The sequence below is a fragment of the Parasaccharibacter sp. TMW 2.1891 genome, assembly GCF_023337675.1.
GTDB lineage: Bacteria > Pseudomonadota > Alphaproteobacteria > Acetobacterales > Acetobacteraceae > Bombella > Bombella apis.
Map to the genome: position 1 here is coordinate 249,661 of NZ_QORT01000002.1, position 24,388 is coordinate 274,048.

16 protein-coding genes are annotated in these 24,388 nt (G+C 59.3%); 13 read left to right on the forward strand and 3 right to left on the reverse strand.

The features are described from left to right. Positions 1 to 223 precede the first annotated feature (223 nt). The 3 genes from minE to minC form a co-directional block, all read right to left on the reverse strand. Positions 224 to 532, reverse strand: coding sequence for a cell division topological specificity factor MinE (gene minE, locus DTJ15_RS06615; RefSeq protein ID WP_043557807.1), 309 nt, complete (start codon positions 530 to 532; stop codon positions 224 to 226). Further along, the gene (gene minD, locus DTJ15_RS06620; protein ID WP_081562853.1) at positions 529 to 1,344 is read right to left on the reverse strand and encodes a septum site-determining protein MinD; all 816 of its coding nucleotides are present in this window, start codon (positions 1,342 to 1,344) and stop codon (positions 529 to 531) included. Before minD ends, minE begins: the two co-directional genes overlap by 4 nt. Before the next feature lie 181 nt (positions 1,345 to 1,525). Next, positions 1,526 to 2,236, reverse strand: a complete 711-nt coding sequence (gene minC, locus DTJ15_RS06625; RefSeq protein WP_103765221.1) for a septum site-determining protein MinC — start codon at positions 2,234 to 2,236, stop codon at positions 1,526 to 1,528. A 157-nt stretch (positions 2,237 to 2,393) separates the two neighbouring features. Here minC and DTJ15_RS06630 point away from each other — a divergent pair, with 157 nt between their 5' ends. From DTJ15_RS06630 to rpoC, 13 genes are all read left to right on the forward strand, one after another. Further along, entirely contained in the window at positions 2,394 to 3,062 is a 669-nt protein-coding gene (locus DTJ15_RS06630) for a glutathione S-transferase family protein (RefSeq protein ID WP_043557811.1), read from the forward strand. 32 nt (positions 3,063 to 3,094) lie between these two features. Then, positions 3,095 to 4,279, forward strand: coding sequence for an aminoacetone oxidase family FAD-binding enzyme (locus tag DTJ15_RS06635; protein ID WP_103765282.1), 1,185 nt, complete (start codon positions 3,095 to 3,097; stop codon positions 4,277 to 4,279). 52 nt (positions 4,280 to 4,331) lie between these two features. Next, complete coding sequence (locus DTJ15_RS06640) at positions 4,332 to 5,063, forward strand: response regulator transcription factor (protein WP_052348917.1); 732 nt, start codon at positions 4,332 to 4,334, stop codon at positions 5,061 to 5,063. Beyond that, a complete protein-coding gene (locus DTJ15_RS06645) occupies positions 5,050 to 6,483 on the forward strand; it encodes a HAMP domain-containing sensor histidine kinase (RefSeq protein WP_043558309.1) in 1,434 nt (477 codons plus the stop codon). The genes DTJ15_RS06640 and DTJ15_RS06645 overlap by 14 nt, the downstream gene beginning before the upstream one ends. A 272-nt stretch (positions 6,484 to 6,755) precedes the next feature. Then, on the forward strand, positions 6,756 to 9,935 hold the full coding sequence (locus tag DTJ15_RS06650; protein WP_249109692.1) for an efflux RND transporter permease subunit: 3,180 nt from the start codon (positions 6,756 to 6,758) through the stop codon (positions 9,933 to 9,935). Continuing rightward, a complete protein-coding gene (locus DTJ15_RS06655; RefSeq protein ID WP_052348862.1) occupies positions 9,932 to 11,293 on the forward strand; it encodes an efflux RND transporter periplasmic adaptor subunit in 1,362 nt (453 codons plus the stop codon). Before DTJ15_RS06650 ends, DTJ15_RS06655 begins: the two co-directional genes overlap by 4 nt. Further along, positions 11,293 to 12,900 carry an efflux transporter outer membrane subunit gene (locus tag DTJ15_RS06660; RefSeq protein WP_043557818.1) on the forward strand — a complete coding sequence of 536 codons (1,608 nt, stop codon included), beginning with the start codon at positions 11,293 to 11,295 and terminating at the stop codon, positions 12,898 to 12,900. The genes DTJ15_RS06655 and DTJ15_RS06660 overlap by 1 nt, the downstream gene beginning before the upstream one ends. A gap of 120 nt (positions 12,901 to 13,020) precedes the next feature. After that, the gene (rplK, locus tag DTJ15_RS06665; RefSeq protein ID WP_043557819.1) at positions 13,021 to 13,455 is read left to right on the forward strand and encodes a 50S ribosomal protein L11; all 435 of its coding nucleotides are present in this window, start codon (positions 13,021 to 13,023) and stop codon (positions 13,453 to 13,455) included. 4 nt (positions 13,456 to 13,459) lie between these two features. Then, complete coding sequence (rplA, locus tag DTJ15_RS06670; protein ID WP_043558313.1) at positions 13,460 to 14,152, forward strand: 50S ribosomal protein L1; 693 nt, start codon at positions 13,460 to 13,462, stop codon at positions 14,150 to 14,152. A 269-nt stretch (positions 14,153 to 14,421) separates the two neighbouring features. Next, on the forward strand, positions 14,422 to 14,946 hold the full coding sequence (gene rplJ / locus DTJ15_RS06675; protein ID WP_043557820.1) for a 50S ribosomal protein L10: 525 nt from the start codon (positions 14,422 to 14,424) through the stop codon (positions 14,944 to 14,946). A gap of 62 nt (positions 14,947 to 15,008) precedes the next feature. Next, positions 15,009 to 15,383, forward strand: coding sequence for a 50S ribosomal protein L7/L12 (gene rplL, locus DTJ15_RS06680; RefSeq protein WP_043557822.1), 375 nt, complete (start codon positions 15,009 to 15,011; stop codon positions 15,381 to 15,383). Between the two features lie 229 nt (positions 15,384 to 15,612). Beyond that, positions 15,613 to 19,779 (forward strand): DNA-directed RNA polymerase subunit beta, encoded by a 4,167-nt coding sequence (rpoB, locus tag DTJ15_RS06685; RefSeq protein WP_043557823.1) that lies wholly within the window; start codon positions 15,613 to 15,615, stop codon positions 19,777 to 19,779. Between the two features lie 82 nt (positions 19,780 to 19,861). Further along, positions 19,862 to 24,178: a DNA-directed RNA polymerase subunit beta' gene (gene rpoC / locus DTJ15_RS06690; RefSeq protein ID WP_043557824.1), complete on the forward strand. Its 4,317-nt coding sequence runs from the start codon at positions 19,862 to 19,864 to the stop codon at positions 24,176 to 24,178. The last annotated feature ends 210 nt before the right edge of the window (positions 24,179 to 24,388 follow it).

A 24,388-nucleotide genomic window follows, 5' to 3' on the forward strand; every position in this document is an offset into this window, starting at 1 on the left:
ATAGAGGGTGTGACAGGGCACCTGTTGCATGAAAGGCGCCGTACTGTGCTGTCTTGGACACATAATGAACCATGATGAATCGTTCATTATGGGACAAAAAAAGCTCCTCTGGGGAGCGGAGCAGCGAAGACTGCAGAAACCGGCCTGGCAGCATCTCTGTCAGGCATAGGGAGACAGTGGCGGGGCAGGCCCCGCACAAGGTCTGGTCAAGGGAAAGGGAGTACTACAGGTCCTCATTGGGGGTCATGGTGGAAACCTGCGCCCGCAGGCCACTCTGCGGGACCTGGATGTCGATCTCCAGCTTGGAGCATTTCTGCCCCCGATCCATCTTGATCTGCACATTGTCTTCATCAATGGAGACATGACGTGCCAGAACTTCAAGGATTTCAGCATGGAGAGTCCGGAGGAGGGTTGAGTCCCCACCTTCCTGCGCCTGCCGCTCATGCGCCAGCAGGATCTGCAGCCGGTCCCGTGCTACATTGCTGCTTGCCTCGGGGCGTTTCCGGGAAAAGAAGCTGTCCAGAAAACTCATGATCCCCTCTTTTTGAAGATGCGGTCGAACAGACCACGTTTTTCGGTCGGGATGGTGACGGGGATGTCCTTGCCTTCCAGGCGGGCCACGGCTTCGAAATAGGCCAGGGCAGGGACGCTCTCCGGGGAGGCAAAAGTGACCGGAGCCCCGACGTTGGAGGCCTTGAGGACATCTTCGCTTTCGGGAATGACGCCAAGCAGGGGCAGGGAGAGGATGCCCACGACATCTTCAACACTCAGCATCTCACCACGGGAGGCCCGGCTCGGGTCATAGCGTGTCAGAAGCAGGTGCTTCTCGACCGTCTCACCTTTCTGTGCCCGGGCTGTCTGGCTGTCGAGCATACCGATGATGCGGTCAGAGTCACGGACGGAGCTGACTTCCGGATTGGTGACGATCACGGCGTGGTCGGCATGATGCATGGCCAGCTGGGCCCCGCGCTCAATGCCGGCTGGGCTGTCACAGAGGATCCAGTCGAAGCGCTCCCGCAGCTCGTTCATCACCCGTTCTATGCCCTCGCTTGTCAGGGCGTCCTTGTCCCGGGTCTGGGAGGCCGGCAGGATGGACAGGGTATCACAGCGCTTGTCACGGATCAGGGCCTGATGGAGTGTGGCTTCCCCCTGGATGACGTTGATCAGGTCGAACACGACCCGCCGTTCGACCCCCATGATGAGGTCCAGGTTGCGGAGCCCGACGTCAAAGTCGACCACAGCCACATTCTGTCCGCTTCGCGCCAAGGCGGCCCCAAGGGCGGCTGTTGTTGTCGTTTTGCCAACGCCCCCTTTGCCGGATGTAACAACAACGATCTTTGCCATGAAATTTTCAGCTTTCCCGCAGTCGGCTCATGAGCCTTATTTGTGGACATTATTGCAGATGATTAAGGTTCAGTAAAAGGGAACCTTGCCTTGTTGCTTCATACTCTACAGTGATGATTAAGCATTGATAAGACATTCTGTGTCACAAGTGGGCAGTTTTCTTTTTTCAAAAAGGAAAAAGTCATATTTTGACAGTCCCTGCCTGAAGGGGAGTCACATTCAGCCGTTCCTGTTCCAGATAGACCTGTGCGGCTTTCCCCACGGAGTCTTCCGGCATTTCTTCGGCCACCATGTAGAAACCGTCAATGGCGAGCAGTTCGGCCTCCATCTTGGCGGTGTAGATGCGGGCCTGGGGATGGCCGTCCACCCCGGCAATGGCCCGCCCGCGCAACGGCCCGTAAACGTGGATGGACCCACCGGCAATGATCTCCGCACCAGAGGAGACGGCCCCCAGCACGATGACGTCCCCATCGGGATTCTGGATGGACTGGCCAGAGCGTACGACCCGGTTGATGATGAGCGGTTCGCTCAGGTTCGCAGTGGCGGGCTCGGCCGCCTGCGGCTCTTCGCCATCGGGCAGGTTCACGGGCCCGCTCGGGCGCCCGCCCTGGAGTTCGATGGGCCACTCCCATGACTGGAGGGCTGCCCAGTGGCGATCTCCCCCCTCAATGCCGATCAGATGGATATGGCGCTGGCGCAGTTCCTGCTGGAAACCGGCCAGTCCTTCCGTATTTTCATCCAGCAGGCTGAGGTCCAGAATGACGGGCTGGCGGTTGAAGAATCCGGCGGCGCGCCTCATATGCTCATCCAGTCCGGCCAGCCAGTCCTTCAGCGGGGCTTCTGGGGAGAGAATGAGTGCCAGGAAAGACCGGCCCCGGGCACGGATGGTCATTCTGCTGGTACCTGGGGCTTGCACTGCGGACGCATCTGACGGATGAAACGACGGAGATGCTGATGGGCTGGACATGAACTGTGGATCACCGTGGTTGTGTCTGGACTGATTGGAATGGTCTCTGTTCCCTGATGCAAAAATGCCGTAGGAAAAACATATGCGTATACTGCATCACTTACCCCTGTCTCCGCAATCGCGTTTTGTGCGGCTCATGCTGGCAGAGAAGAAGCTGCCGTTTGAGCTCGTCGTGGAAAAGACGTGGGAGCAGAACGAACGGTTTCACGAACTGAATCCGGCAGGCGAGGTGCCCGTTCTGGTGGAGGACAGTGGCATGGTCGTGCCTGGCGGGCGTGTGATTGCCGAATATCTGGAGGATGCCTATCCGGAGACCTCTCTTCTGGGGCGCAATCTGGCTGAACGGGTGGAAGTCCGCCGCCTCATGGACTGGTTTGAGCGGCTCTTCCAGCAGGAAGTCATGGTCAACCTTCTGGGGGAAAAGGTGGAGAAGCGTCTTTTCGGGCAGGGGCATCCTGATGGGAAGATTCTTCAGGCAGGGTACAAGAATCTCCGTTTCCATCTGGATTACATTGGCTATCTGGCCGAAACACGGACATGGCTGGGTGGTTCTGTTCTGACAGCGGCAGATTTTACGGCTGCGGCCCATATTTCCGCCCTGGATTTTCTGGGTGATATCGACTGGCGTCGGGCTCCGTGCGTGCGGGACTGGTACGCCCGCATAAAGTCCCGCCCCTGTTTCCGTGATCTTCTGGGTGACCGTGTCAGCGGCGTGAAACCACCTGCCCATTATGCCGATCTTGATTTCTGACGGGTCATGAAGGGCGTGGGGCAGACATGGTGATGTGGGATGTGGCCGTCATGGGGGCGGGGGCAGCTGGCATGATGGCGGCTGCCACGGCAGGGCAGAGGGGCGCGCGGACTGTCCTTCTGGACCATGCCGATCAGCCGGGGCGGAAAATTCTCATTTCTGGTGGTGGGCGGTGCAATTTCACCAACCTGAAGGCGGACTGGACATATTACCGCTCTGAAAATCCCCGTTTCTGCCGCTCCGCTCTGGCCCGGTACCGCCCGCAGGATTTTCTGTCCCTTGTCGAGAAATACCGCATTCGCTGGCATGAGAAGGAAGAGGGACAGCTTTTCTGCGATGAATCGGCCCGGCAGATTGTTTCCATGCTGGAAGATGAATGTCGGGTTGGCGGGGTTACGTTCCAGCTGGGCTGTTCCCTGAGTGATGTGAGCCATGATGGTCACAGTTTCACACTGGAGACATCACAGGGGCCGGTGCGGGCACGGTCCATCATCCTGGCAACGGGGGGGCTGGCCCTGCCCAAGCTGGGCGCCACCGACATTGCCCTGAAGCTGGCCCGGCAGTTCGGCCTGCGGATTGTGCCACCCGCTCCGGCCCTCGTGCCCTTTCGTCTTGAAGCGGCCCAGCCGAATCTTGCCGGTGTGTCCCTTCAGGTCACGGCTTCGCTGGCCGGTCGGAAGAAGCCGGTCTTCACGGGGGGGATGGTCTTCACCCATCGGGGTGTGTCCGGCCCGGCCATCCTTCAGATATCGTCATGGTGGGACGGGCATGAAGCCCTGCGCCTGAATCTGGCTCCGGGGCGTGATGTTCATGAGGATATGCGGGGTATCTGCCAGCAGCGCCCGAAGGCTCATGCGCCCGCCCTGCTGGAGGCCCTGCCTGCCCGGTTGGTGAAGGTGTTGGTTGCTGGAATGCTGGATGACCGCCCGCTGGCGGAACAGCCAGCGAAGGCGGTGCGTGCCCTGGCAGCGCAGGTGAGTGACTGGGTTCTCCACCCGGCGGGTACGGAGGGTTACGCCAAGGCAGAGGTCATGCGGGGCGGTGTGGATACGAGAGACCTGTCCTCCCAGACCATGGAGGCCCGCACGGTACCGGGGCTGTATGTTGTCGGAGAGGCCGTGGATGTGACAGGCTGGTTGGGAGGGTACAATTTCCAGTGGGCCTGGGCCAGTGGCGTGGCGGCCGGACAGGCTGCGGCAGGGCGGTCTGGTGTGTGATGGTGGCCAGAGGAGGGGCGATGCGATGGCGGCGGAAAAGAAGATGAAGAAGATGGAACGGCAGCCATGGCCCAGCGATGCTCCGCTGGAGGGTGAGGGACAGGCCCCGGTAAAGCTCCTTCTTGTCGAGGATGACGACAGTCTTGCGGAAGAGATCGTGGGGGATCTGTGCGGGCGTGGCTATGAGGTTTCACGTGCAGCAACAGGGACCGAGGGGCTGGAGATGGCCCGCCGGGATGATTATGCCCTGCTGGTGATGGACCGCATGCTGCCGGGCATGGACGGGCTGAGCGTGTTGGAGACCCTGAGGGAGCAGGGCATGACCATGCCGGTTCTGGTCCTGTCGGCCCTGTCAGCCGTGGATGACCGCATCAGTGGCCTGAAGGCGGGCGGGGACGATTACCTGACAAAACCATTCGTGATGGAAGAGCTGGCCGCCCGGCTGGAAGCCCTGCTGCGCCGTCCCATCTATGGCCGTACCTCCATGCTGAAGCTGGGGCCGCTGGAGATGGACCTTCTGGAACGGCGGGTGCGACGGGACGGGCGGGAAATCGACCTTCTGCCACGGGAGTTCCGGCTGCTGGAATACATGATCCGCCGCCCCAATACGGTGCTGACCCGGACCATGCTGCTGGAGGATGTCTGGAATTACCGGTTCGTCCCCCGCACCAATCTGGTGGACGTGCATATCGGCAAGCTGCGTCGCAAGGTGGACCGGGATGGCGAGGAGCCGTTGATCCACAGCATCCGTGGTGCCGGGTTCTGCCTGCGTGTCCCGGAGTGACCTGTTTCGTACGGCGGCGTTCCGGCTGACGCTGGGGCTTGTCTGTGTCGTCGTGCTGGGGATGCTGCTGGAGCTGATCCTGCTTTATGGGCAGATCAGTACTTATGAGCAGCTGCGCACCAACGACCTGCTGCGCCGTTCTGCTTCGGTCCTGATGCAGGAGGCCCCGGGTGATCTGGAGGTCCGGCTGAAAGAACGCAGCACGAGCGAGCTGCGCATCTTCCTGAATGCTGCCGCCCTGTTCGACAGGGACCATCACCCCATAGCCGGGGACATGACAACGTGGCCCGCAGGGCTTACGGCCAGTCCTTCTACCCAGAACCTCTCCTTTGTCCTGCCGGATCATTCCGTGACGGTCATGCGCTTTCTTGTGGTGGAAGTGCCGGGGATGCAGCCGGGGAAGACCCGCCTTCTGGTATTGGGGCGCTCCCGCCACATGGTGGATGAGCTGCGGCGTGTAGCCCGGCAATGCGCCCTGTTCTCCATGGTTCCGGTCGTACTGTTTGCTCTCATGGCGGGGATGATCCTCAGCCGCCGTGCGTTGGGGCGCATCACCAAGATGCATCATTCCATCGAGCAGATCGTCAAGGGGCAGCTTCGGGAGCGCCTGCCTGTCGGGCGCGGTCATGATGATCTTGACCGTCTTGCCGGGTCGGTCAACAGAATGCTGGACCGTCTGGAGCAGCTGATGGGTGAAATGCGGGATGTTGGCAACGACATTGCCCATGATCTCCGTACACCATTGGCCCGTGTCCAGGCCCGGCTGGATCGCCTGAACGGTTTTGTACAGGCGTTGACATCGACCCCGGAGGAGGAGCTCCGCTTCGAGCAGGCAATGGCTTTGTGCCAGAGGGATCTCGAGCAGTGTTTTTCTGTCATTACGGCCCTGCTGAGGATCGGGGAGATTGAAAATGGTCAGCGCAGGGCTGGTTTCAGGCGCATGGATATCATGCCTCTCATTGCCGACATGGCTGATCTGTACGAGCCCAATGCAGAAACGCAGGGGCTGACCCTGTCCGTGATACCTCATGAAGGCCCCGTGGAGCTTTGGGGGGATGCCGACCTGCTGAACGAGGTTCTGGCCAATCTTCTGGACAATGCTCTGAAATTCACGGGGGAGGGGGGAGCTGTCACTCTACGGGCAGGGCGGAACGAGCTGGGGGAACCGTGGTTCGAGGTGCGGGATACCGGGGTTGGTATTGCGGTGGAGGAGCGTGATGCCGTGATGGGCCGCTTCTACCGGGCAGACAAGAGCCGCCACGTGCCCGGCAGCGGGCTGGGGCTGAGCCTTGTGGCGGCCATCGTCCGGCTGCATGAGGCCCGTCTCGTGATTGATGAGAACCGTCAGGGGGATGTTGGCAGCGGAACCGTGTTCCGTCTTGTTTTCCCGGTTCCTGAACAGGCCCAGTGCGCAGGGTGAGGTGTGATGGGCCGTGGCAGATAAAAGGCTGGTAACGGAACCGTGTTCTTAAAAATCTTTTCAGATGAAAAGCATTTTTTCTTTGGGTTGCGTCGTTATAATCCCCCGGACGCAGGGTTGGGGCCTTCGGGCACCTGTGGCCCGTCCAGGTGGAGAGACAGATTGCCCAGCAGTATCGAGACAGAGAAGACAGCCTATCGAATGAAAGCGGGGACGGGTGAGGGGGCCTTCATGCTGGGACTGCCCCTGTCCGACATGGGGTCCTGCCCGTCATGAATGCCATTGTCCTGACCGCCCTGCGGCGGCCCTATACGTTTGTGGTCATGTCCATCATGATCCTGATTTTCGGGGTGAGGGCCATCCTGGGCACGCCGACGGACGTGTTCCCCAACATCAGGATTCCGACGGTGGCAGCTGTCTGGTCCTATACAGGGCTGATGCCAGAGGAAGTCTCCGGCCGTATCGTCTATTATTATGAGCGCGCCCTGACGGCGACCGTCAACAATATCGAGCACATTGAGAGCAACTCCTATTACGGGCGTGGGATTGTCAAAATCTTCTTCCAGCCCGGTACGGATACCAGCGTTGCCCAGACGCAGATCACTTCCGTGTCCCAGACGGTCATCAAGCAGCTGCCCACCGGGGCCACGCCGCCGCTCATTCTGGCACTGGATGCATCATCCGTCCCTGTCCTGACCCTGCAGGTCAACAATCCCAACATGTCCGCTTCGGAGGTCTATAACATGGCCTCCAACCTCATACGGCCGGAGCTGGTTTCCGTAGCGGGGACGGCCATCCCCAATCCTTATGGTGGTGTGGCAGCGGACATCATGGTGGATATCGACCCGGTGAAGCTTCTGGCGCACCGTCTCTCTGCCGTGGATGTGGCCAGCGCCCTGAACAGGCAGAATATCGTGCTTCCGGCCGGGGATCAGAAGGTCGGTGCCATGGATTTCATGGTGCGGACCAATTCTGCCCCCATGGATATTGCCGCTTTCAACCGGATGCCCATCAAGCAGGTGGGTAATTCCGTCATCTATCTGCGGGATGTGGCCTGGGTCCACAAGGGTGGGCCGCCGCAGACGAACGCCGTGCTGGTGCGAGGCAAGCAGGCGGTGATGATCGTCATCCTGAAGAGCGGGAACGCTTCCACGCTGGATGTGGTGAGCGGGGTGAAGAAACTTCTGCCGGATATCCAGAAGACGCTTCCCCCCGGCACAAGCATGGATATTCTCACCGATGCATCCAGCTTCGTGAAGGAATCCGTGGTCGATGTGGTGCGGGAAATGATCACCGCTGCCATCCTGACCAGCCTGACGGTTCTGCTCTTTCTGGGGTCGTGGCGTTCGACCGTGATCGTAGCGGTTTCCATTCCGCTGGCCATGCTTTCGGCTCTGATTGGCCTCAGCCTGGCCGGGCAATCCATCAATGTGATGACGCTGGGCGGTCTGGCTCTGGCTGTCGGTATTCTCGTGGATGATGCCACGGTGATGATCGAGAATATTGATGCCCACCTTCATATGGGCAAGGAGCTTGAGCCTGCCATTGTCGATGCTGCCAACCAGATCGTCATCCCGACATTCGTTTCGACCACCTGCATCTGCATTGTCTGGTTCCCGCTCTTTGAACTGACAGGTGTGGCGGGATGGCTGTTCATGCCGATGGCCGAGGCCATCATTTTTGCGATGATTGCCTCTTTCGTTCTTTCCAGAACGCTCGTCCCGACGATGGCGAACTGGCTTCTGGCCGCACAGGTGGAGCAGCAGCGCCATCCTGACCATGCCAGCCGGAAAAAGGGTTTCTTTGGCAGGTTCCAGGAGAGGTTTGAGGCATATTTCGAGCGGTTCCGCCAAAGTTATCATGATGTTCTTCTGGCCGTACTGGCGATACGGACCCGGTTCATCATTCTTTTCCTCTCCGGTGCGCTGGCGTCTCTTCTTCTGCTTTTCTTTGTCGGGCAGGATTTTTTCTCGGAGATCAAATCCGGGACCATGCAGATGCATTTCCGGGCTCCGGTCGGAACCCGTATTGAGGAAAGTGCCAAACTCAGCGGGTTGATTGAAAAGAAAATCCGTGAGGCCCTGCCGGGTCAGGTGAAGCTGATCGTCAATAACTGCGGCCTGCCGATGAGCCAGATGAACCAGGCCATGGTGCCCTCTCCCACGACAGGAACACAGGACTGTGATGTCACCATTCAGCTGGAGGATGATGAAAGTCCGATCGCCGAATACCGCAAGCGCCTGCGTACGGCCCTCAGCACGGCTTTCCCGGGGATAGGCTTCACATTCCAGCCGGGCGATCTGACAGCCAAGATTCTCAATTTTGGCCTGCCATCTCCCATTGATGTCCAGATTGTCGGGCGGGATCTCCAGCATAATTATGCCTTCGCCGTCCGTCTGGCCCAGCGTCTGCGCAGAATTCCCGGTGCGGTGGATGTCAGTGTCCAGCAGCCCATGACCCAGCCGACCATGCTCATCAATGCCCATCGCAGTTTCGCCATGGGCACCGGCATCACGGAGCGTGATATCGCCTTCAATGTGCTGACAACCCTTTCGGGGAGTTCGCAGGTCGGGCAGACTTATTACCTCAACCCGCAGGGCACTTCACAGCTGATCGACGTGCAGGCCCCGGCCATGTACCTCCAGACCCTCAATGACCTGGAGAAGATGCCGCTCGACAAGGGGGATGGCAACCCGCAGAACGGGACCATGCAGATACTGGGTGGTGTCAGTCATATCGAACAGACAGGGACACCGGCGGAAGTCTCCCATTACAACATCATGCCGGTGTTTGACATCTACGTGGCGGCAGAGGGGATCGACCTCGGGGCTCTGTCCCGTGCTGTAAACCGGGAGGTGAAAAGCGTCCGGCCTGACCTGCCGCATGGGTCCAGCATGGTGGTGCGTGGGCAGGTCGTGACGATGAACAATGCTTATGTCCAGCTGATTGGCGGGCTGCTGCTTTCCATCGTGCTGGTCTATCTGATCATTGTCGTGAACTTTCAGTCGTGGCTGGATCCGTTCGTCATTGTCATGGCTCTGCCTGCCGCTCTGGGCGGGATTGCGTGGAGCCTGTTCCTGACCCATACGACCCTGTCCGTTCCGGCGCTGACAGGGGCCATCATGTGCATGGGGACAGCCACGGCCAATGCCGTGCTGGTTGTGGCTTTTGCCCGGGAGCGGCTGGAGGAACACGGCAATGCCGTTCTTGCCGCCTCGGAAGCCGGATTTGAACGCATCCGGCCCGTGCTGATGACAGCCCTTGCCATGATGATCGGCATGATCCCCATGTCCATCAGCAATTCCTCCAATGCGCCGCTGGGCAAGGCCGTGATCGGCGGGCTGATGATGGCCACGGTGGCTACGCTGCTGTTTGTCCCCTGCGTTTTTGCCCTGATCCATGGTGGTGCCCCGAAGAGTGACCGGGCCACTCCAGAAGGAGAACCTTCATGAATCCGTCCCCCCATCAGACTCCATCTCCGGCTCGTGGCAGGGGGCGCCTGCTGATTCTCATCCTTCTGGCGGTGCTTGCAGGGCTGGTTGTACTGGGGCTTGTGCAGCGTGCCCTGCACAGGAGAGAGCTGGTGCGGGAGACGCAGGACAGTGCCATTGCCCGTGTCGTGCTGATAAAGGCGCAGCCGGGTCCTGCCACCCGGACCGTGGACCTGCCTGCCAATCTGGCAGCCTGGTATGAGGCGCCGATCTATGCGCAGGTCTCTGGTTATGTGAAGATGTGGTACAAGGATTACGGGGCCCATGTGAAGCGGGGCGACCTTCTGGCGGAGGTCAGCACGCCGAGCATTGATGCCCAGTACGCGGCGGCCAAGGCGCATTATGAGGTTATCAATGCCCGTTACAAACTGGCGCTGATTACCACGCAGCGCTGGACAGCCCTGCGGGGGACACAGGCCGTCTCCCGGCAGGAGGTGGATGTGCAGGCTGCCAATGCCGCTGCCCAGAAGGCCGAGCTTGACGCTGCCGCCCATGAAGTTGAACGGGTGGAGGCGCTGGAGAATTTCAAACGTATCGTAGCCCCTTTTGATGGGATCGTGACGTCCCGTCTGGTCAATGTCGGGGATTATGTGAACGCGGCCGGGGGCAATCTCAATTCACGGGGGGCGATCGCCGAGCTGTTTTCCGTGGCGGATGTGCATCGGATCCGTGTGTTCGTATCGGTACCGCAGGATTTTGCCAGTGTCATTTCGCCCCGCATCAGTGCGGAGCTCAGCGTGCCACAATATCCGGGGCGTGTGTTCAAGGCCCGTTTTCTGGCCACGGCCAATGCCTTCAATGCCGCAACCCGGACCGTGACGACCGAGCTGGTGCTGGACAATCCTGATGGACTGCTCTGGCCCAATTCTTATGCCACGGCGCATATCCAGGCTCCCGGCGACCCGAACGTGCTGATTGTGCCTACCAGTGCTCTCATCTTCCGTGCCCAGGGGATGCAGGTGGCCAAGGTTGTGAATCATCATGTCCGGCTGGAGACTGTGCAGGTCGGTACGAATTTTGGCATGACGACACAGGTTCTTTCCGGCATGTCCCTGGATGATGAGATTGTGGCCAATCCGACAGCCGACATGCTGGATGGTGATGAGGTCCGGGTTGTGACACCCACCCGTGGATATAATGATGTCAAACCCAAGGATACTGAGAAGCCAGTGCCGAATGTGACATCGAATGATCTGAGGCGTGTCGGTGCGATGCCACCACCGGAGGAAAACAGCCCTGATGATCAGGCAAAGCCGGGCGAAAGAGGGGCAACGGCATCCGATTCTGCGCCTGTCAGACAGGAACAGGGGCAGCACTGATGGCAACAGGGGTGTGGAAGACGGTCTCCCTTCTGGCAGGAGGGCTCTCTTTTTTTCTGACATCATGTGATCTGGCTCCGAACTATCACAGGCCACATTTCATTTACCCGGAGGGGTGGGCAGGCAAAGGCATCATGGGGGATGCCAAGCCGGCCGATGCAGTCGTGCGGGGAGAATGGTGGAAGCTGTTCCACGATCCCCAGCTTGATGAGCTGGAAGAGCGGCTGAATGTCTATAATCCGGACCTTCAGGCAGCGGCGGAAGTTTTTACGCAGGAGCGTGACATCGCCCGTGAGACGGAAAGTCGTCTGTATCCGCAGCTGGCCGGTGGGGCGCAGATGAGCCGGAACAAGCAGTCTGATGGGCGGCTCTTCCTGCGGCGGAGCAACAATACGCCCATTTATGAATCCAACGTCGCCTATAGCGGTGCCGCCACGTGGGAGCCGGATTTCTGGGATGCCATCCGCAACCAGACGCACATGCAGAAAAATCTGGCGCAGGCCGGGGCTGCTGAATATGCACTAACGAGGCTGAGTCTCCAGGCCGAGCTGGCATCAAACTACATGGCACTGCGTGGGATTGATGCCCAGCTGGCTGTTTATGATGATTCCATCCGGTATTTCCGTACGGCCGTGGAGATCACGAGGTTGCGGCAGGGTGGGGCCATTGGTGCGGGGCTGGATGTCTCCCGTGCGGAGAATGAGCTGTACTCCGCACAGGCGGCAAGGAGCTATCTGGAGGCGACCCGGCAGGTGCAGGAACATGCCATTGCTGTCATGGTGAACATGGTGCCTGCCAGCTTCCACATCCAGCCGGTCAAGGATTTCCGGCTGCATTTTGATACCATCCGGGTGAAGGAAGGTATCCCATCCACACTGCTGGAGAGACGGCCCGACGTGGCCATGAGCGAGCGGCAGATGGCTGCCGCTGCACGGGCCATTGGTGTGTCCCGGGCAGCTTTCTATCCCCATATCACCATCAGTGCGACGGGTGGCTTCGAGGATGCCGGGTTTGATCTGGCCAGCATCTCCAAGGCGTTCTGGCGGGTGGCCGTGCAGGCTGTGGAGCCGCTTTTCACGGGGGGGATGCGGCGTGCGGCCCTGCAACGGGCCTGGTCGCAATATCGGGAACGCGTGGACGCCTATCGGGCGACGGTTCTGGCGGCCTTTCAGGATGTTGAGGATGGGCTGAGCCAGACAGCCCTGTACCATCAGGAACGGCTCCAGCAGCATCAGGCAGTGGATGCTGCACTGCGGACACAGGCCATGACGATGGCTCTTTATACGGGGGGGCTGACGAACTATCTGGATGCACTGGTGGCCCAGCAGGATGCGCTGAAGGCCCGCCTGCTGGAGGTGCAGGCGCAGACACGGCAGCTCCAGTCCACGGTCAGGCTCATCCGTGCCCTTGGCGGCGGCTGGTCGGACAGGCTCCTGCCGGACATAAAGAGCATCGATCCGATTGGGCCGTTGCAGTATGAGGGGCTGCACCATGCCCGCCCCGCCGGTGAGGTGCCGGTGGGAACCCCGCAGAAGGGTTCTGAGATCGAACCACCCGTTGCGGAACGTGACCTGACGGGGGCAGCTGCCGTGCCAGCGCACCCCTGATTCCTGCTTGACGGTATGGGGGGAATGGTCTAGGCACCCTCTCAGTCGAACGTGGGAGGCGGGGATGATCCCTGCCGTCTCAACCACGGTTCGGGAACTGTAAATTAGGGAGTCCCGGATATGGCCAAAAAAGTAGTTGGCTACATCAAACTGCAGATTCCGGCTGGCAAGGCTAACCCGTCTCCGCCGGTCGGTCCGGCGCTGGGTCAGCGCGGTCTGAACATCATGCAGTTCTGTAAGGAATTCAACGCAAAGACGCAGGGTCTTGAGCCGGGGATGCCGATCCCGGTCGTGATCACCGCCTATGCGGACCGTACCTTCACCTTCATTACGAAGACGCCGCCGAACACCTACTTCCTGCTGAAGGCAGCGAAGATCACCAAGGGTTCCCAGACGGTTGGCCGTGCGTCTTCCGTCGGGTCCGTGACGACATCCCAGCTGCGTGAGATTGCTGAGAAGAAGTTCCAGGACATGAACGCAAACGACATCGATGGTGCCGTGCGTATGCTGGCAGGGTCTGCCCGTTCCATCGGTCTTGATGTGGTGGAGGGCTGAGAAGATGGCCAAGAACAAACGTATTGCCGCCCTGCGCGCCAAGGTTGATGGTGACAAGCTGTACTCCCTGAACGACGCTGTCGCTCTGGTGAAGAGCAACGCAACGGCCAAGTTCGATGAGACGGTTGAATTCTCCATCGGTCTCGGTGTTGATCCCCGTCATGCTGACCAGATGGTCCGTGGTCTGATCTCCCTGCCGCACGGTACGGGCAAGACGCTGCGTGTCGGTGTGTTCGCCCGTGGCCCGAAGGCTGAGGAAGCTGCCGCCGCCGGTGCCGAGGTTGTCGGTGCGGAAGACCTGGCCGAGAAGGTGCAGGCTGGTGAGATCGAGTTCGATCGCTGCATTGCCACCCCGGACATGATGGCTCTGGTTGGACGTCTGGGTAAGATTCTTGGTCCGCGCGGCCTGATGCCGAACCCCCGTCTCGGTACCGTGACGATGGACGTCAAGGGTGCCATTGAGGCTGCCAAGTCCGGTCAGGTGGAATATCGTGCCGAGCGTGCCGGTATCGTTCATGCTGGCGTCGGCAAGGCTTCTTTCTCCGAGTCCCAGCTGGCTGAGAACGTGAAGGCTCTGGTGGATGCGCTCCAGAAGGCCCGTCCGTCCGGTGCGAAGGGGACTTATCTGAAAAAGGCTTCACTTTCCTCCACAATGGGGGTAGGTGTGCGTATCGATCTCTCCAGCTTTGAAGGCTGATTGAGGGGAGATTATGGAATCGCCACCCTCCAGGGTGGTGTTCTGGAGCAGCCCAGGCTGCTCCTTTCCTGTCCTAGAACGCATGTGGGTGTCATCCCTTAAAGCCCTTTTCGGGCGCAGGCGTGAGACGGGCAGAGCGTATCAGGCCCTCTGGGTGCGATGCGGTCTTCCTTATCATGGACAGGCGAGCGGGCTCTGTTGTGCCTTTGGGCAGGGCAGGGCCTATGGGTAACCTGGTCCGAGCAATCGGACTAACGAGGAGACAGGTTTTGGACCGTACGGAAAAACGGGCCTTTGTCGAGTCCCTCAGCAAGGTGTTTGGTAGCACGTCCATGGTTGTCGTCACCCAGAATCTGGGTCTGACGGTTGCCGATGCGACAGAACTGCGCCGCAACATCCGCGCTGTAGGTGCGACATACAGGGTTGCGAAGAACCGGCTGGTCAGCCGTGCTCTGGATGGGACCCAGTTCGACGGCATTGCGCCGCTGCTTAAAGGCCCGACGGCCATTTCTTGGTCGGATGAGCCGGTTGGCGTGGCGAAGGTGCTGGTCGAGTTCGCCAAGAAGAATGACAAGCTGGTGGTACTTGGTGGTGCCCTTGGCAATCAGACCCTTACGGCTGATAGCGTCAAGGCACTGGCCTCCCTGCCATCTCTGGACGAGCTGCGTGCACAGCTGGTTGGTATGATCAGTACCCCGGCAACCCGCATCGCAGGCGTCACCCAGGCTCCGGCTGGGCAGCTTGCTCGCGTTCTTGGTGCCTATGCCAGAACAGGCGACACGGAAGCCGCTTGATTAACGGGGTGGCCCGCATGAGCGACGCCGCCTGACATTTACGCATCTTAGAGGATATTATCATGGCCGATCTGGCAAAACTGGTTGACGAACTGTCCGCTCTCTCCGTTCTGGAAGCTGCCGAGCTGTCCAAGCTGCTCGAAGAGAAGTGGGGCGTTTCCGCTGCTGCTCCGGTTGCTGCTGTTGCTGCTGCTCCGGCTGCTGGTGGTGAAGCTGCTGCCGAGAAGACAGAGTTCGATGTTGTTCTGGCCAAGGCTGGTGACAAGAAGATCAACGTCATCAAGGAAATCCGTGGCATCACGGGTCTGGGCCTGAAGGAAGCCAAGGACCTGGTCGAGGGCGCTCCGAAGACCATCAAGGAAGGCGCCACGAAGGACGAGGCCGAGAAGATCAAGAAGGTTCTGGAAGAGAACGGCGCTACTGTCGAGATCAAGTAAGAGCTGTATCCATGCGGTCCCCTTTGGGGGAGCCGTTGGAGCGAGTGGGCGGGTGCTTTATGGTGCCCGCCCCATTTGCCGTTGACAGGGAAGTTGTCTATAGTAAGGCATTCCGTCACGCGTCATAGACAGGATTAAGCCAGCCGTTCAAGTCGTCTGATATTCCATGGGGTTAATGGGATGGTCACATAGCGGACGACTTGAAGGTCTGGTTCAGAGGCAGGATAAGATGGCGATCACAAAATCGTTCACAGGGCGTAAGAGGATCCGCAAGAGCTTCGGGCGCATTCCCGAAATTGCGCCGATGCCTAATTTGATTGACGTGCAGCGGGCTTCCTATGAAGCTTTCCTGCAGATGAATGTGCGCCCCGACAGCCGGGAGCCGGCTGGCCTTCAGGAGGTGTTCCGTTCAGTTTTTCCGATTCATGATTTTGCTGGCCGTGGGCGGCTGGATTTCCAGTATTATGAATTCGAAGAACCGAAATACGATGTGGAAGAGTGCATCCAGCGTGGCCTGACCTATGCGGCCCCGCTGAAGGTCATTCTGCGTCTGACAACGTGGGATATTGACGAGGATACGGGGACCCGCTCCATTCACGACCTGAAGGAGCAGCCAGTCTATATGGGCGACATGCCGCTCATGACGGACAACGGGACCTTCATCATCAACGGGACGGAACGTGTCATCGTTTCCCAGATGCATCGTAGTCCCGGCGTGTTCTTCGATCACGACAAGGGCAAGACACACTCTTCCGGGAAGTATCTTTTTGCTGCCCGTATCATCCCTTACCGTGGTTCCTGGCTCGATTTCGAGTTCGATGCCAAGGATATCATCCATGTCCGCATCGACCGCAAGCGCAAGCTGCCGGTTACCACGCTGCTCTATGCACTGGAAGGTGACAATTACCTCAAGGCTCGTGAAGCCAAGCTGGCCGAGGGTGGTGACGTCGATACACTCGAAGTTGCCGGTATGGATGAGGACGAGATTCTCTCCACTTTCTACGATGTCGTGCCCTTCACCCGCATGGGTGGCGAGTGGGCCCGCCCGTTTGAGCCAGATGCCTTCCGTGGCCTGAAGCTGCTCAGCCCGCTGGTGGATGCTGATACCGGCGAGGTTGTGGCAGATGCCGAGACCAAACTGACAGCCCGTGTCGTTCGCAAGATCGCCGAGAAGACCCGTGTTGTGCAGGTGGGGCGTCTGGATATTCTGGGTCGCTTCATTGCCCATGACCTTGTCAATGAAAAGACCGGTGAAATCTATGCCGAGGCTGGCGAGGAGCTGACGGAAGAGAAACTGGCCGAGCTGGAAGAGCTGGGCCTGAAGGAGCTTCCGCTTCTCGCAATTGACGGGACGCATGGCCCGTGGATCCGCAACACCCTGATGGCGGACAAGAACACCACGCGGGAAGAGGCGCTGATCGATATTTATCGCATCATGCGCCCTGGTGAGCCGCCGACCCGTGAGACGGCAGAAGCCATGCTGCATGGTCTGTTCTTCTCGCAGGACCGGTATGACCTGTCTGCCGTTGGCCGTGTAAAGATGAACATGCGGCTGGATGTGGATGCGCCCGATACGCTGCGGACGCTGCGCAAGGAAGACATCCTGCGGACGGTCAAGATCCTCTGCGACCTCAAGGATGGTCGTGGTCAGGTCGATGATATCGACAACCTCGGCAACCGTCGTGTCCGTTCCGTCGGCGAGCTGATGGAGAACCAGTACCGCATCGGTCTGCTGCGTATGGAGCGCGCCATCCGTGAGCGTATGGGCTCTGTCGATATTGACACGGTCATGCCGCATGACCTGATCAACGCCAAGCCTGCTGCTGCTGCCGTACGTGAGTTCTTCGGTTCCTCCCAGCTCAGCCAGTTCATGGATCAGACCAATCCGCTCTCCGAGGTGACACATAAACGTCGCCTGTCGGCCCTTGGTCCGGGCGGTCTGACCCGTGAGCGTGCAGGCTTTGAAGTCCGTGACGTTCATCCGACCCATTATGGCCGTATCTGCCCGATCGAGACGCCGGAAGGGCCGAACATCGGTCTGATCAACTCCCTGGCCACTTATGCCAAGGTGAACAAGTACGGCTTCATCGAGACGCCGTATCGTCTGGTGAAGGATGGCGTTTTCCAGGACGGCTGGAAGTATCTCTCCGCCATGGAGGAAGAACGCCTTCTGGTGGCGCAGGCCGATGCCAAGCAGAGTGACAATCGTCTGACGGACGAGCTGGTGGCTGTCCGCCAGACCGGTGACTTCCGTCTTGTGCCGCCGGAACAGGTTACCGCCTGTGACGTGTCGCCGAAGCAGCTGGTTTCCGTGGCTGCTGCGCTTATTCCGTTCCTGGAAAACGACGACGCCAACCGTGCGCTGATGGGTTCCAACATGCAGCGTCAGGCCGTGCCGCTGGTGAAGGCTGATGCCCCGCTGGTCGGTACCGGCATGGAAGGCCCTGTGGCGCACGACTCTGGTGCGACCATCATTGCCAAGCGTGGCGGTGTGGTGGACCAGCTGGATGGTGCCCGTATCGTGATCCGTGCGACGGACGAGCAGGGGGCCACCCAGGGCGTGGACATCTACCGTCTGCGCAAATACATGCGTTCCAACCAGTCTACCTGCCTCAATCAGCGTCCGCTGGTGAAGGTTGGCGATCTGGTCGCTGCCGGTGACATCATCGCTGATGGTCCGTCCACCGAACTGGGTGAGCTGGCTCTGGGCCGTAATGTGCTCGTGGCCTTCGTGCCGTGGAATGGGTACAACTTCGAGGACTCCATCCTGATCTCCGAGCGTATCGCCCGGGATGACATCTTCACTTCAATTCACATTGAAGAGTTCGAGGTCATGGCCCGTGATACCAAGCTGGGTCAGGAAGAAATTACCCGTGACATCCCGAATGTCGGTGAGGAAGCCCTGCGCAACCTTGATGAGGCCGGCATTGTCTATGTCGGTGCCGAGGTCAATCCGGGTGACATCCTGATCGGCAAGGTGACGCCGAAGGGTGAAAGCCCGATGACACCGGAAGAAAAGCTTCTGCGTGCCATCTTCGGTGAAAAGGCTTCTGATGTACGTGACACCTCCCTCAAGCTGCCCCCGGGCACGAGCGGGACGGTGGTTGATGTCCGTGTCTTCTCCCGCCGTGGTGTGGACAAGGACGAGCGTGCCATGGCCATCGAGCGGGCCGAGATCGAGCGTCTGGCCAAGGACCGTGATGACGAGCGTGCCATCCAGGAGCGCAGCTTCTACAACCGCCTCAAGGAGCGTCTGGTCGGGCAGGAAGCCGCTGCAGGCTTCAAGGGCGTACGGGCTGGTACGCCGATCACGGCCGAGCTTCTGGGTGAGCATCCCCGTGTGACGTGGCGCAACATTCCTGTTGCCGACGTGGCCGTCATGGCCGAGCTGGAAACGCTGTGCCGTGAGTTTGATGGTGCCATCAAGCGCATCAACAACCGCTTCGACAACAAGGTCGAGAAGCTCCAGCGTGGTGACGAGCTGCCGCCTGGTGTGATGAAGATGGTCAAGGTCTTCATTGCCGTGAAGCGCAAGCTTCAGCCGGGTGACAAGATGGCTGGCCGTCACGGTAACAAGGGTGTGGTGTCCCGTGTCGTTCCTGTCGAGGACATGCCGTTCCTCGAGAATGGTCAGCCGGTTGATCTGCTGCTGAATCCTCTGGGCGTGCCGTCCCGCATGAATGTGGGGCAGATTCTGGAGACGCATCTGGGCTGGGCCTGTGCCAATATCGGCCAGAGCATCGGTGCGATGGTTGATGAATATCAGCGCACGGGTGAGCGTCGGCAGGAGCTGCTGGACCGTCTGAAAGATGTCTATGGTGAGAAGATCTTCAATGAAGATATCGCCACGATGGACAACGATCAGCTGATCGAGCTGGCCAACAACCTGCGGAAGGGCGTGCCGATCGCAACTCCGGTGTTTGATGGTGCCTCCATCCCTGACATCGAGGAGATGCTGAAGAAGGCTGGTGTCAGCGAGAGTGGTCAGTCCCAGCTGATCGACGGGCGTACGGGCGAGAAGTTCGAGCGTCAGTCCACGGTGGGCTACATCTACATGCTGAAGCTGCATCACCTTGTTGATGACAAGATTCATGCCCGCTCGATCGGTCCTTACTCGCTGGTCACCCAGCAGCCGCTTGGTGGTAAGGCCCAGTTCGGTGGTCAGCGTTTCGGTGAGATGGAGGTCTGGGCACTGGAGGCTTACGGTGCTGCCTACACGCTGCAGGAAATGCTGACGGTGAAATCGGACGATGTGTCCGGCCGGACGAAGGTGTATGAGGCGATCGTTCGTGAACAGGACGACTTTGAAGCTGGTATTCCAGAGAGCTTCAACGTTCTGGTGAAGGAACTGAAGTCGCTTGGTCTGAATGTCGAACTTGAGCAGGGAGGGCTGTGAGGGCAGTGCTTTCCGCTTCTTCTTCATTGTTCATGTTTAACGTGCCGGCGGGACGCCGCCCGGCACAGTGGGGTTTCGGCAAATGAACGAACTCATGAAGATTCTGGGTCAGTCTGGTCAGTCAGGCACGTTTGACCAGATCCGCATCCAGCTCGCCTCCAGTGAGCAGATCCGCTCATGGTCCTATGGCGAGATCAAAAAACCGGAGACGATCAACTACCGTACCTTCAAGCCGGAGCGTGACGGGTTGTTCTGTGCCCGGATTTTTGGTCCGACCAAGGATTACGAGTGCCTCTGTGGCAAGTACAAGCGGATGAAGTTCCGTGGGATCGTTTGTGAGAAGTGCGGTGTCGAGGTGACGCTGGCCAAGGTCCGCCGTGAGCGGATGGGCCATATCGACCTTGCTTCACCTGTCGCTCATATCTGGTTCCTGAAGTCCCTGCCGAGCCGCATTGCCACGATGCTGGACCTGCCGCTCAAGGATGTTGAGCCGGTCCTGTATTTCGAGAAGTTCCTGGTGCTCGACAAGGGCGTCTGCGAGTCCGATCAGGTCGAGTCCTACAAGCACGGCAAGCGTCGTGACCAGTATCTGCTGGATGAAATCCGTTGCGAAGAGCTGATGGATGAATTCGCTGATGACGGTCTGGATGTCGGTATCGGTGCCGAGGCCATCAAGCGTGCGCTGTCCAGCTATGACTGGGGTCTGCCGAACGCTCAGGAGGCCGAGCTGAGCCGTGCTGCCCGGGAGCGTGGCGAGCCGGATCCGTTCGATTACGACGCCGAGGTGATGGACGGCGATTCGGAAAAAACGGTCATGCGCAAGAAGTTGCGCAAGGCGACATCCGAGGCGGCCCGCAAGAAGCTGGTCAAACGCCTCAAGATGGTCGAATCCTTCGTCGAGAGTGGTGCCCGTCCGGAATGGATGATCATGGACATCGTGCCTGTGATTCCGCCGGAGCTGCGTCCGCTCGTGCCGCTGGATGGTGGGCGTTTCGCCACCTCCGACCTGAATGACCTGTATCGCCGTGTCATCAACCGTAACAACCGTCTGAAGCGGCTGATCGAGCTGCGTGCGCCAGACATCATCGTCCGCAACGAAAAGCGCATGCTGCAGGAAGCCGTTGATGCGCTGTTCGACAATGGCCGCCGTGGCCGTGCCATCACCGGGGCCAACAAGCGTCCGCTGAAGTCCCTGTCCGACATGCTGAAAGGGAAGCAGGGTCGCTTCCGTCAGAACCTGCTCGGCAAGCGTGTGGACTATTCTGGCCGTTCCGTGATCGTGGTGGGGCCGGAGCTGAAGCTGCATCAGTGTGGTCTTCCCAAGAAGATGGCGCTGGAGCTGTTCAAGCCCTTTATTTATTCCAAGCTGGAGAAGTACGGGCACGCCACGACCATCAAGGCCGCAAAGCGGATGGTCGAGAAAGAGCGTCCGGAAGTCTGGGATATCCTCGAAGAGGTCATCCGTGAACATCCGGTGATGCTGAACCGTGCGCCGACCCTGCACCGTCTCGGCATTCAGGCATTTGAGCCGAGCCTCGTGGAAGGCAAGGCCATCCAGCTGCACCCGCTGGTCTGCACCGCCTTCAATGCGGACTTTGACGGTGATCAGATGGCCGTGCACGTACCGCTTTCGCTGGAAGCCCAGCTGGAAGCCCGTGTGCTGATGATGTCCACCAACAACATCCTCAGCCCGGCCAACGGCAAGCCGATCATTGTGCCTTCCCAGGACATCGTGCTTGGCCTGTACTATCTGAGCCTCGAGGTGCCCGAGTACCGTCTGACGCCGGATGAAGCCGAGATCAAGGATGGCAAGGTCATCAAGGCGGCTCCGCCTGCCTATGCGGCCGTGGCCGAGATTGAGGCGGCCCTGCTTTCCGGTGCACTGAAGCTTCATGACAAGATCCGTCTGCGTCTGGATGCTCAGGATGAGGAAGGCAAGCCGGTCCGTCAGATGATCCTGACGACACCGGGTCGCGCCCTGATTGCCCAGATCCTGCCGAAGCATCCGGCCATTCCGTTCAGCCTGATCAATCGTCAGCTGACGAAGAAGCTGGTGTCCGACGTGATTGATACCGTGTATCGTCACTGCGGGCAGAAAGAGGCTGTTATTTTCTGTGACCGTCTCATGGCTCTTGGTTTCCGCCACGCTGCCAAGGCTGGCATCTCCTTCGGCAAGGACGACATGATCGTTCCAGCCGAAAAGACCACTCTGGTCAACAAAACCACCGAAGAGGTGAAGGAGTTCGAGCAGCAGTATCAGGAAGGTCTGATCACCGCTGGCGAGCGCTATAACAAGGTGGTGGATGCCTGGTCCCGCTGTACGGATGAAGTGCAGGCGGCCATGCTCAAGGAGATTTCCAAGCAGGTACCGGGCAAGCCGACAAACTCTGTCTGGATGATGAGCCATTCCGGGGCCCGTGGGTCACCGGCCCAGATGAAGCAGCTTGCCGGTATGCGCGGCCTGATGGTGAAGCCGTCTGGTGAGATCATCGAGCAGCCGATTGTGGCCAACTTTAAAGAAGGTCTGTCAGTTCTCGATTACTTCACGTCCAGCCATGGTGCCCGTAAGGGGCTGGCTGATACGGCGCTGAAGACCGCCAACTCTGGTTACCTGACACGTCGTCTTGTCGACGTGGCGCAGGACTGCATCATTACCGAAACTGATTGCGGTAGCGAGCGTGGCCTCGTTGTCCGTGCGGTGACGGATAGCGGTGAGGTCGTGGCTTCTCTGGCAGAGCGTGCCCTCGGGCGGACCCTGTCCCAGGATGTGTTCCATCCGATGACGGGTGAGAAACTGCTGGAGCGCAACCGTCTGCTGGAAGAAGCTGATGTCGAGATGCTCGAAGGTGCCGGGATTGAAGCGGTGGAAATTCGCTCTGTCCTGACCTGTGACAGCAAGGCAGGCATCTGCGCTCATTGTTATGGCCGTGATCTGGCCCGTGGTACGCCGGTTAACATCGGTGAAGCCGTTGGCGTGATCGCTGCCCAGTCCATCGGTGAGCCGGGAACGCAGCTGACGATGCGTACCTTCCACATTGGTGGTGCGGCGACCCGTGGTGCCGAGCAGTCCATGGTCGAGGCTTTCCGTGACGGCAAGGTGACCATCCGTAACCGCAACGTCGTCCAGAATTCCCAGAACGTTCCTGTGGTCATGTCCCGGAACTGTGAGATTCTGCTGATTGACGAAACCGGGGCGGAGAAGGCCCGCTACCGTGTGCCTTACGGTGCCCGCCTGATGGTGTCCGAAGGGCAGGAGGTCAAGCGTGGTGACAAGATGGCAGAGTGGGATCCCTACACGCTGCCGATCATCACGGAGCAGGCTGGGACGGTCGAGTATCAGGACCTGATCGACAGCATCACGCTGGTCGAGCGGGTTGACGAGGTGACCGGCCTGACCTCACGTGTTGTCGTGGACTATAAGCAGGCCGCCAAGGGTGTTGATCTGCGTCCCCGCCTCCAGCTCAAGGATGCGGATGGCAATGTGGTCCGTCTCGCCAACGGCAACGAGGCCCGCTACTTCCTGTCTCCTGACAGTATTCTGTCCGTGGAGAATGGGGCCGTGGTCCATGCCGGTGACGTGCTGGCCCGTATTCCGCGCGAGGGTTCTAAGACCCGTGACATTACCGGTGGTCTGCCACGTGTGGCCGAGCTGTTCGAAGCCCGCCGTCCGAAGGACCATGCGATCATTGCCGAAGGTGATGGCCGCATCGAGTTCGGCAAGGACTACAAGTCGAAGCGTTGTGTCATCGTACATAATGACGAGACGGGTGAGCGGACGGATTACCTGATACCCAAAGGCAAGCATATTTCCGTGCAGGAAGGTGACTTTGTCCAGAAGGGTGACCCGCTGGTCGATGGTCCCCGTGTGCCGCATGACATCCTCAAGGTCATGGGGATGGAAGCCCTGTCCGACTATCTGGTCAATGAGATTCAGGACGTCTATCGCCTGCAGGGCGTGAAGATCAACGACAAGCATATTGAAGTGATCGTCCGCCAGATGTTGCAGAAGGTTGAGGTTCTGGAGCCGGGTGATTCCACCTATCTCATTGGTGAGACTGTGGACCGGATCGAGTTCGAGCGGGACAACAGGATGCTTCTGGAGCAGGGGCGTGAGCCGGCAAAGGCCATGCCGATCCTTCAGGGTATTACCAAGGCGTCTCTACAGACGCAGTCCTTCATCTCTGCGGCCTCCTTCCAGGAGACTACGCGTGTGCTTACCGATGCTGCCACATCTGGCAGGATCGATACGCTTGGTGGCTTGAAGGAGAATGTGATCGTGGGCCGTCTCATCCCGGCAGGGACGGGCGGTGCCATGCGGCGTCTGCGTAATCTTGCAGCAGACCAGGCCCCGGCTCGCCTCGATAAGGGGAGAGCTGAGGTGGAAGACGCTGCTGAGTGAGGAATTCTGGGGTCAAGCCTCTCTGTTATGGCAGAGAGGCTTGACTCTCGGGCCAACCCAACTTAGGGTCCGCGCCTTAGACAGTTCCCGCCTGTTAAGGTGAAGGAATCGTCCCAGAATAAAAAATAGCATCTGGCACTACTTTTGTTTCTTGGAAAAAAAGGTTAAGTCCAGAGGCAAGTAGCTTTGGAGGAGGGAAGATTCTTTCCT

What these genes read in the sequence shown, in the direction of transcription:
- minE (WP_043557807.1), bottom strand. Translation starts at nt 532, where the DNA reads ATGAGTTTTCTGGACAGCTTCTTTTCCCGGAAACGCCCCGAGGCAAGC.
- minD (WP_081562853.1), bottom strand. Translation starts at nt 1,344, where the DNA reads ATGGCAAAGATCGTTGTTGTTACATCCGGCAAAGGGGGCGTTGGCAAA.
- minC (WP_103765221.1), bottom strand. Translation starts at nt 2,236, where the DNA reads ATGACCATCCGTGCCCGGGGCCGGTCTTTCCTGGCACTCATTCTCTCC.
- DTJ15_RS06630 (WP_043557811.1), top strand. Translation starts at nt 2,394, where the DNA reads ATGCGTATACTGCATCACTTACCCCTGTCTCCGCAATCGCGTTTTGTG.
- DTJ15_RS06635 (WP_103765282.1), top strand. Translation starts at nt 3,095, where the DNA reads ATGTGGGATGTGGCCGTCATGGGGGCGGGGGCAGCTGGCATGATGGCG.
- DTJ15_RS06640 (WP_052348917.1), top strand. Translation starts at nt 4,332, where the DNA reads ATGGAACGGCAGCCATGGCCCAGCGATGCTCCGCTGGAGGGTGAGGGA.
- DTJ15_RS06650 (WP_249109692.1), top strand. Translation starts at nt 6,756, where the DNA reads ATGAATGCCATTGTCCTGACCGCCCTGCGGCGGCCCTATACGTTTGTG.
- DTJ15_RS06655 (WP_052348862.1), top strand. Translation starts at nt 9,932, where the DNA reads ATGAATCCGTCCCCCCATCAGACTCCATCTCCGGCTCGTGGCAGGGGG.
- DTJ15_RS06660 (WP_043557818.1), top strand. Translation starts at nt 11,293, where the DNA reads ATGGCAACAGGGGTGTGGAAGACGGTCTCCCTTCTGGCAGGAGGGCTC.
- rplK (WP_043557819.1), top strand. Translation starts at nt 13,021, where the DNA reads ATGGCCAAAAAAGTAGTTGGCTACATCAAACTGCAGATTCCGGCTGGC.
- rplA (WP_043558313.1), top strand. Translation starts at nt 13,460, where the DNA reads ATGGCCAAGAACAAACGTATTGCCGCCCTGCGCGCCAAGGTTGATGGT.
- rplL (WP_043557822.1), top strand. Translation starts at nt 15,009, where the DNA reads ATGGCCGATCTGGCAAAACTGGTTGACGAACTGTCCGCTCTCTCCGTT.
- rpoB (WP_043557823.1), top strand. Translation starts at nt 15,613, where the DNA reads ATGGCGATCACAAAATCGTTCACAGGGCGTAAGAGGATCCGCAAGAGC.
- rpoC (WP_043557824.1), top strand. Translation starts at nt 19,862, where the DNA reads ATGAACGAACTCATGAAGATTCTGGGTCAGTCTGGTCAGTCAGGCACG.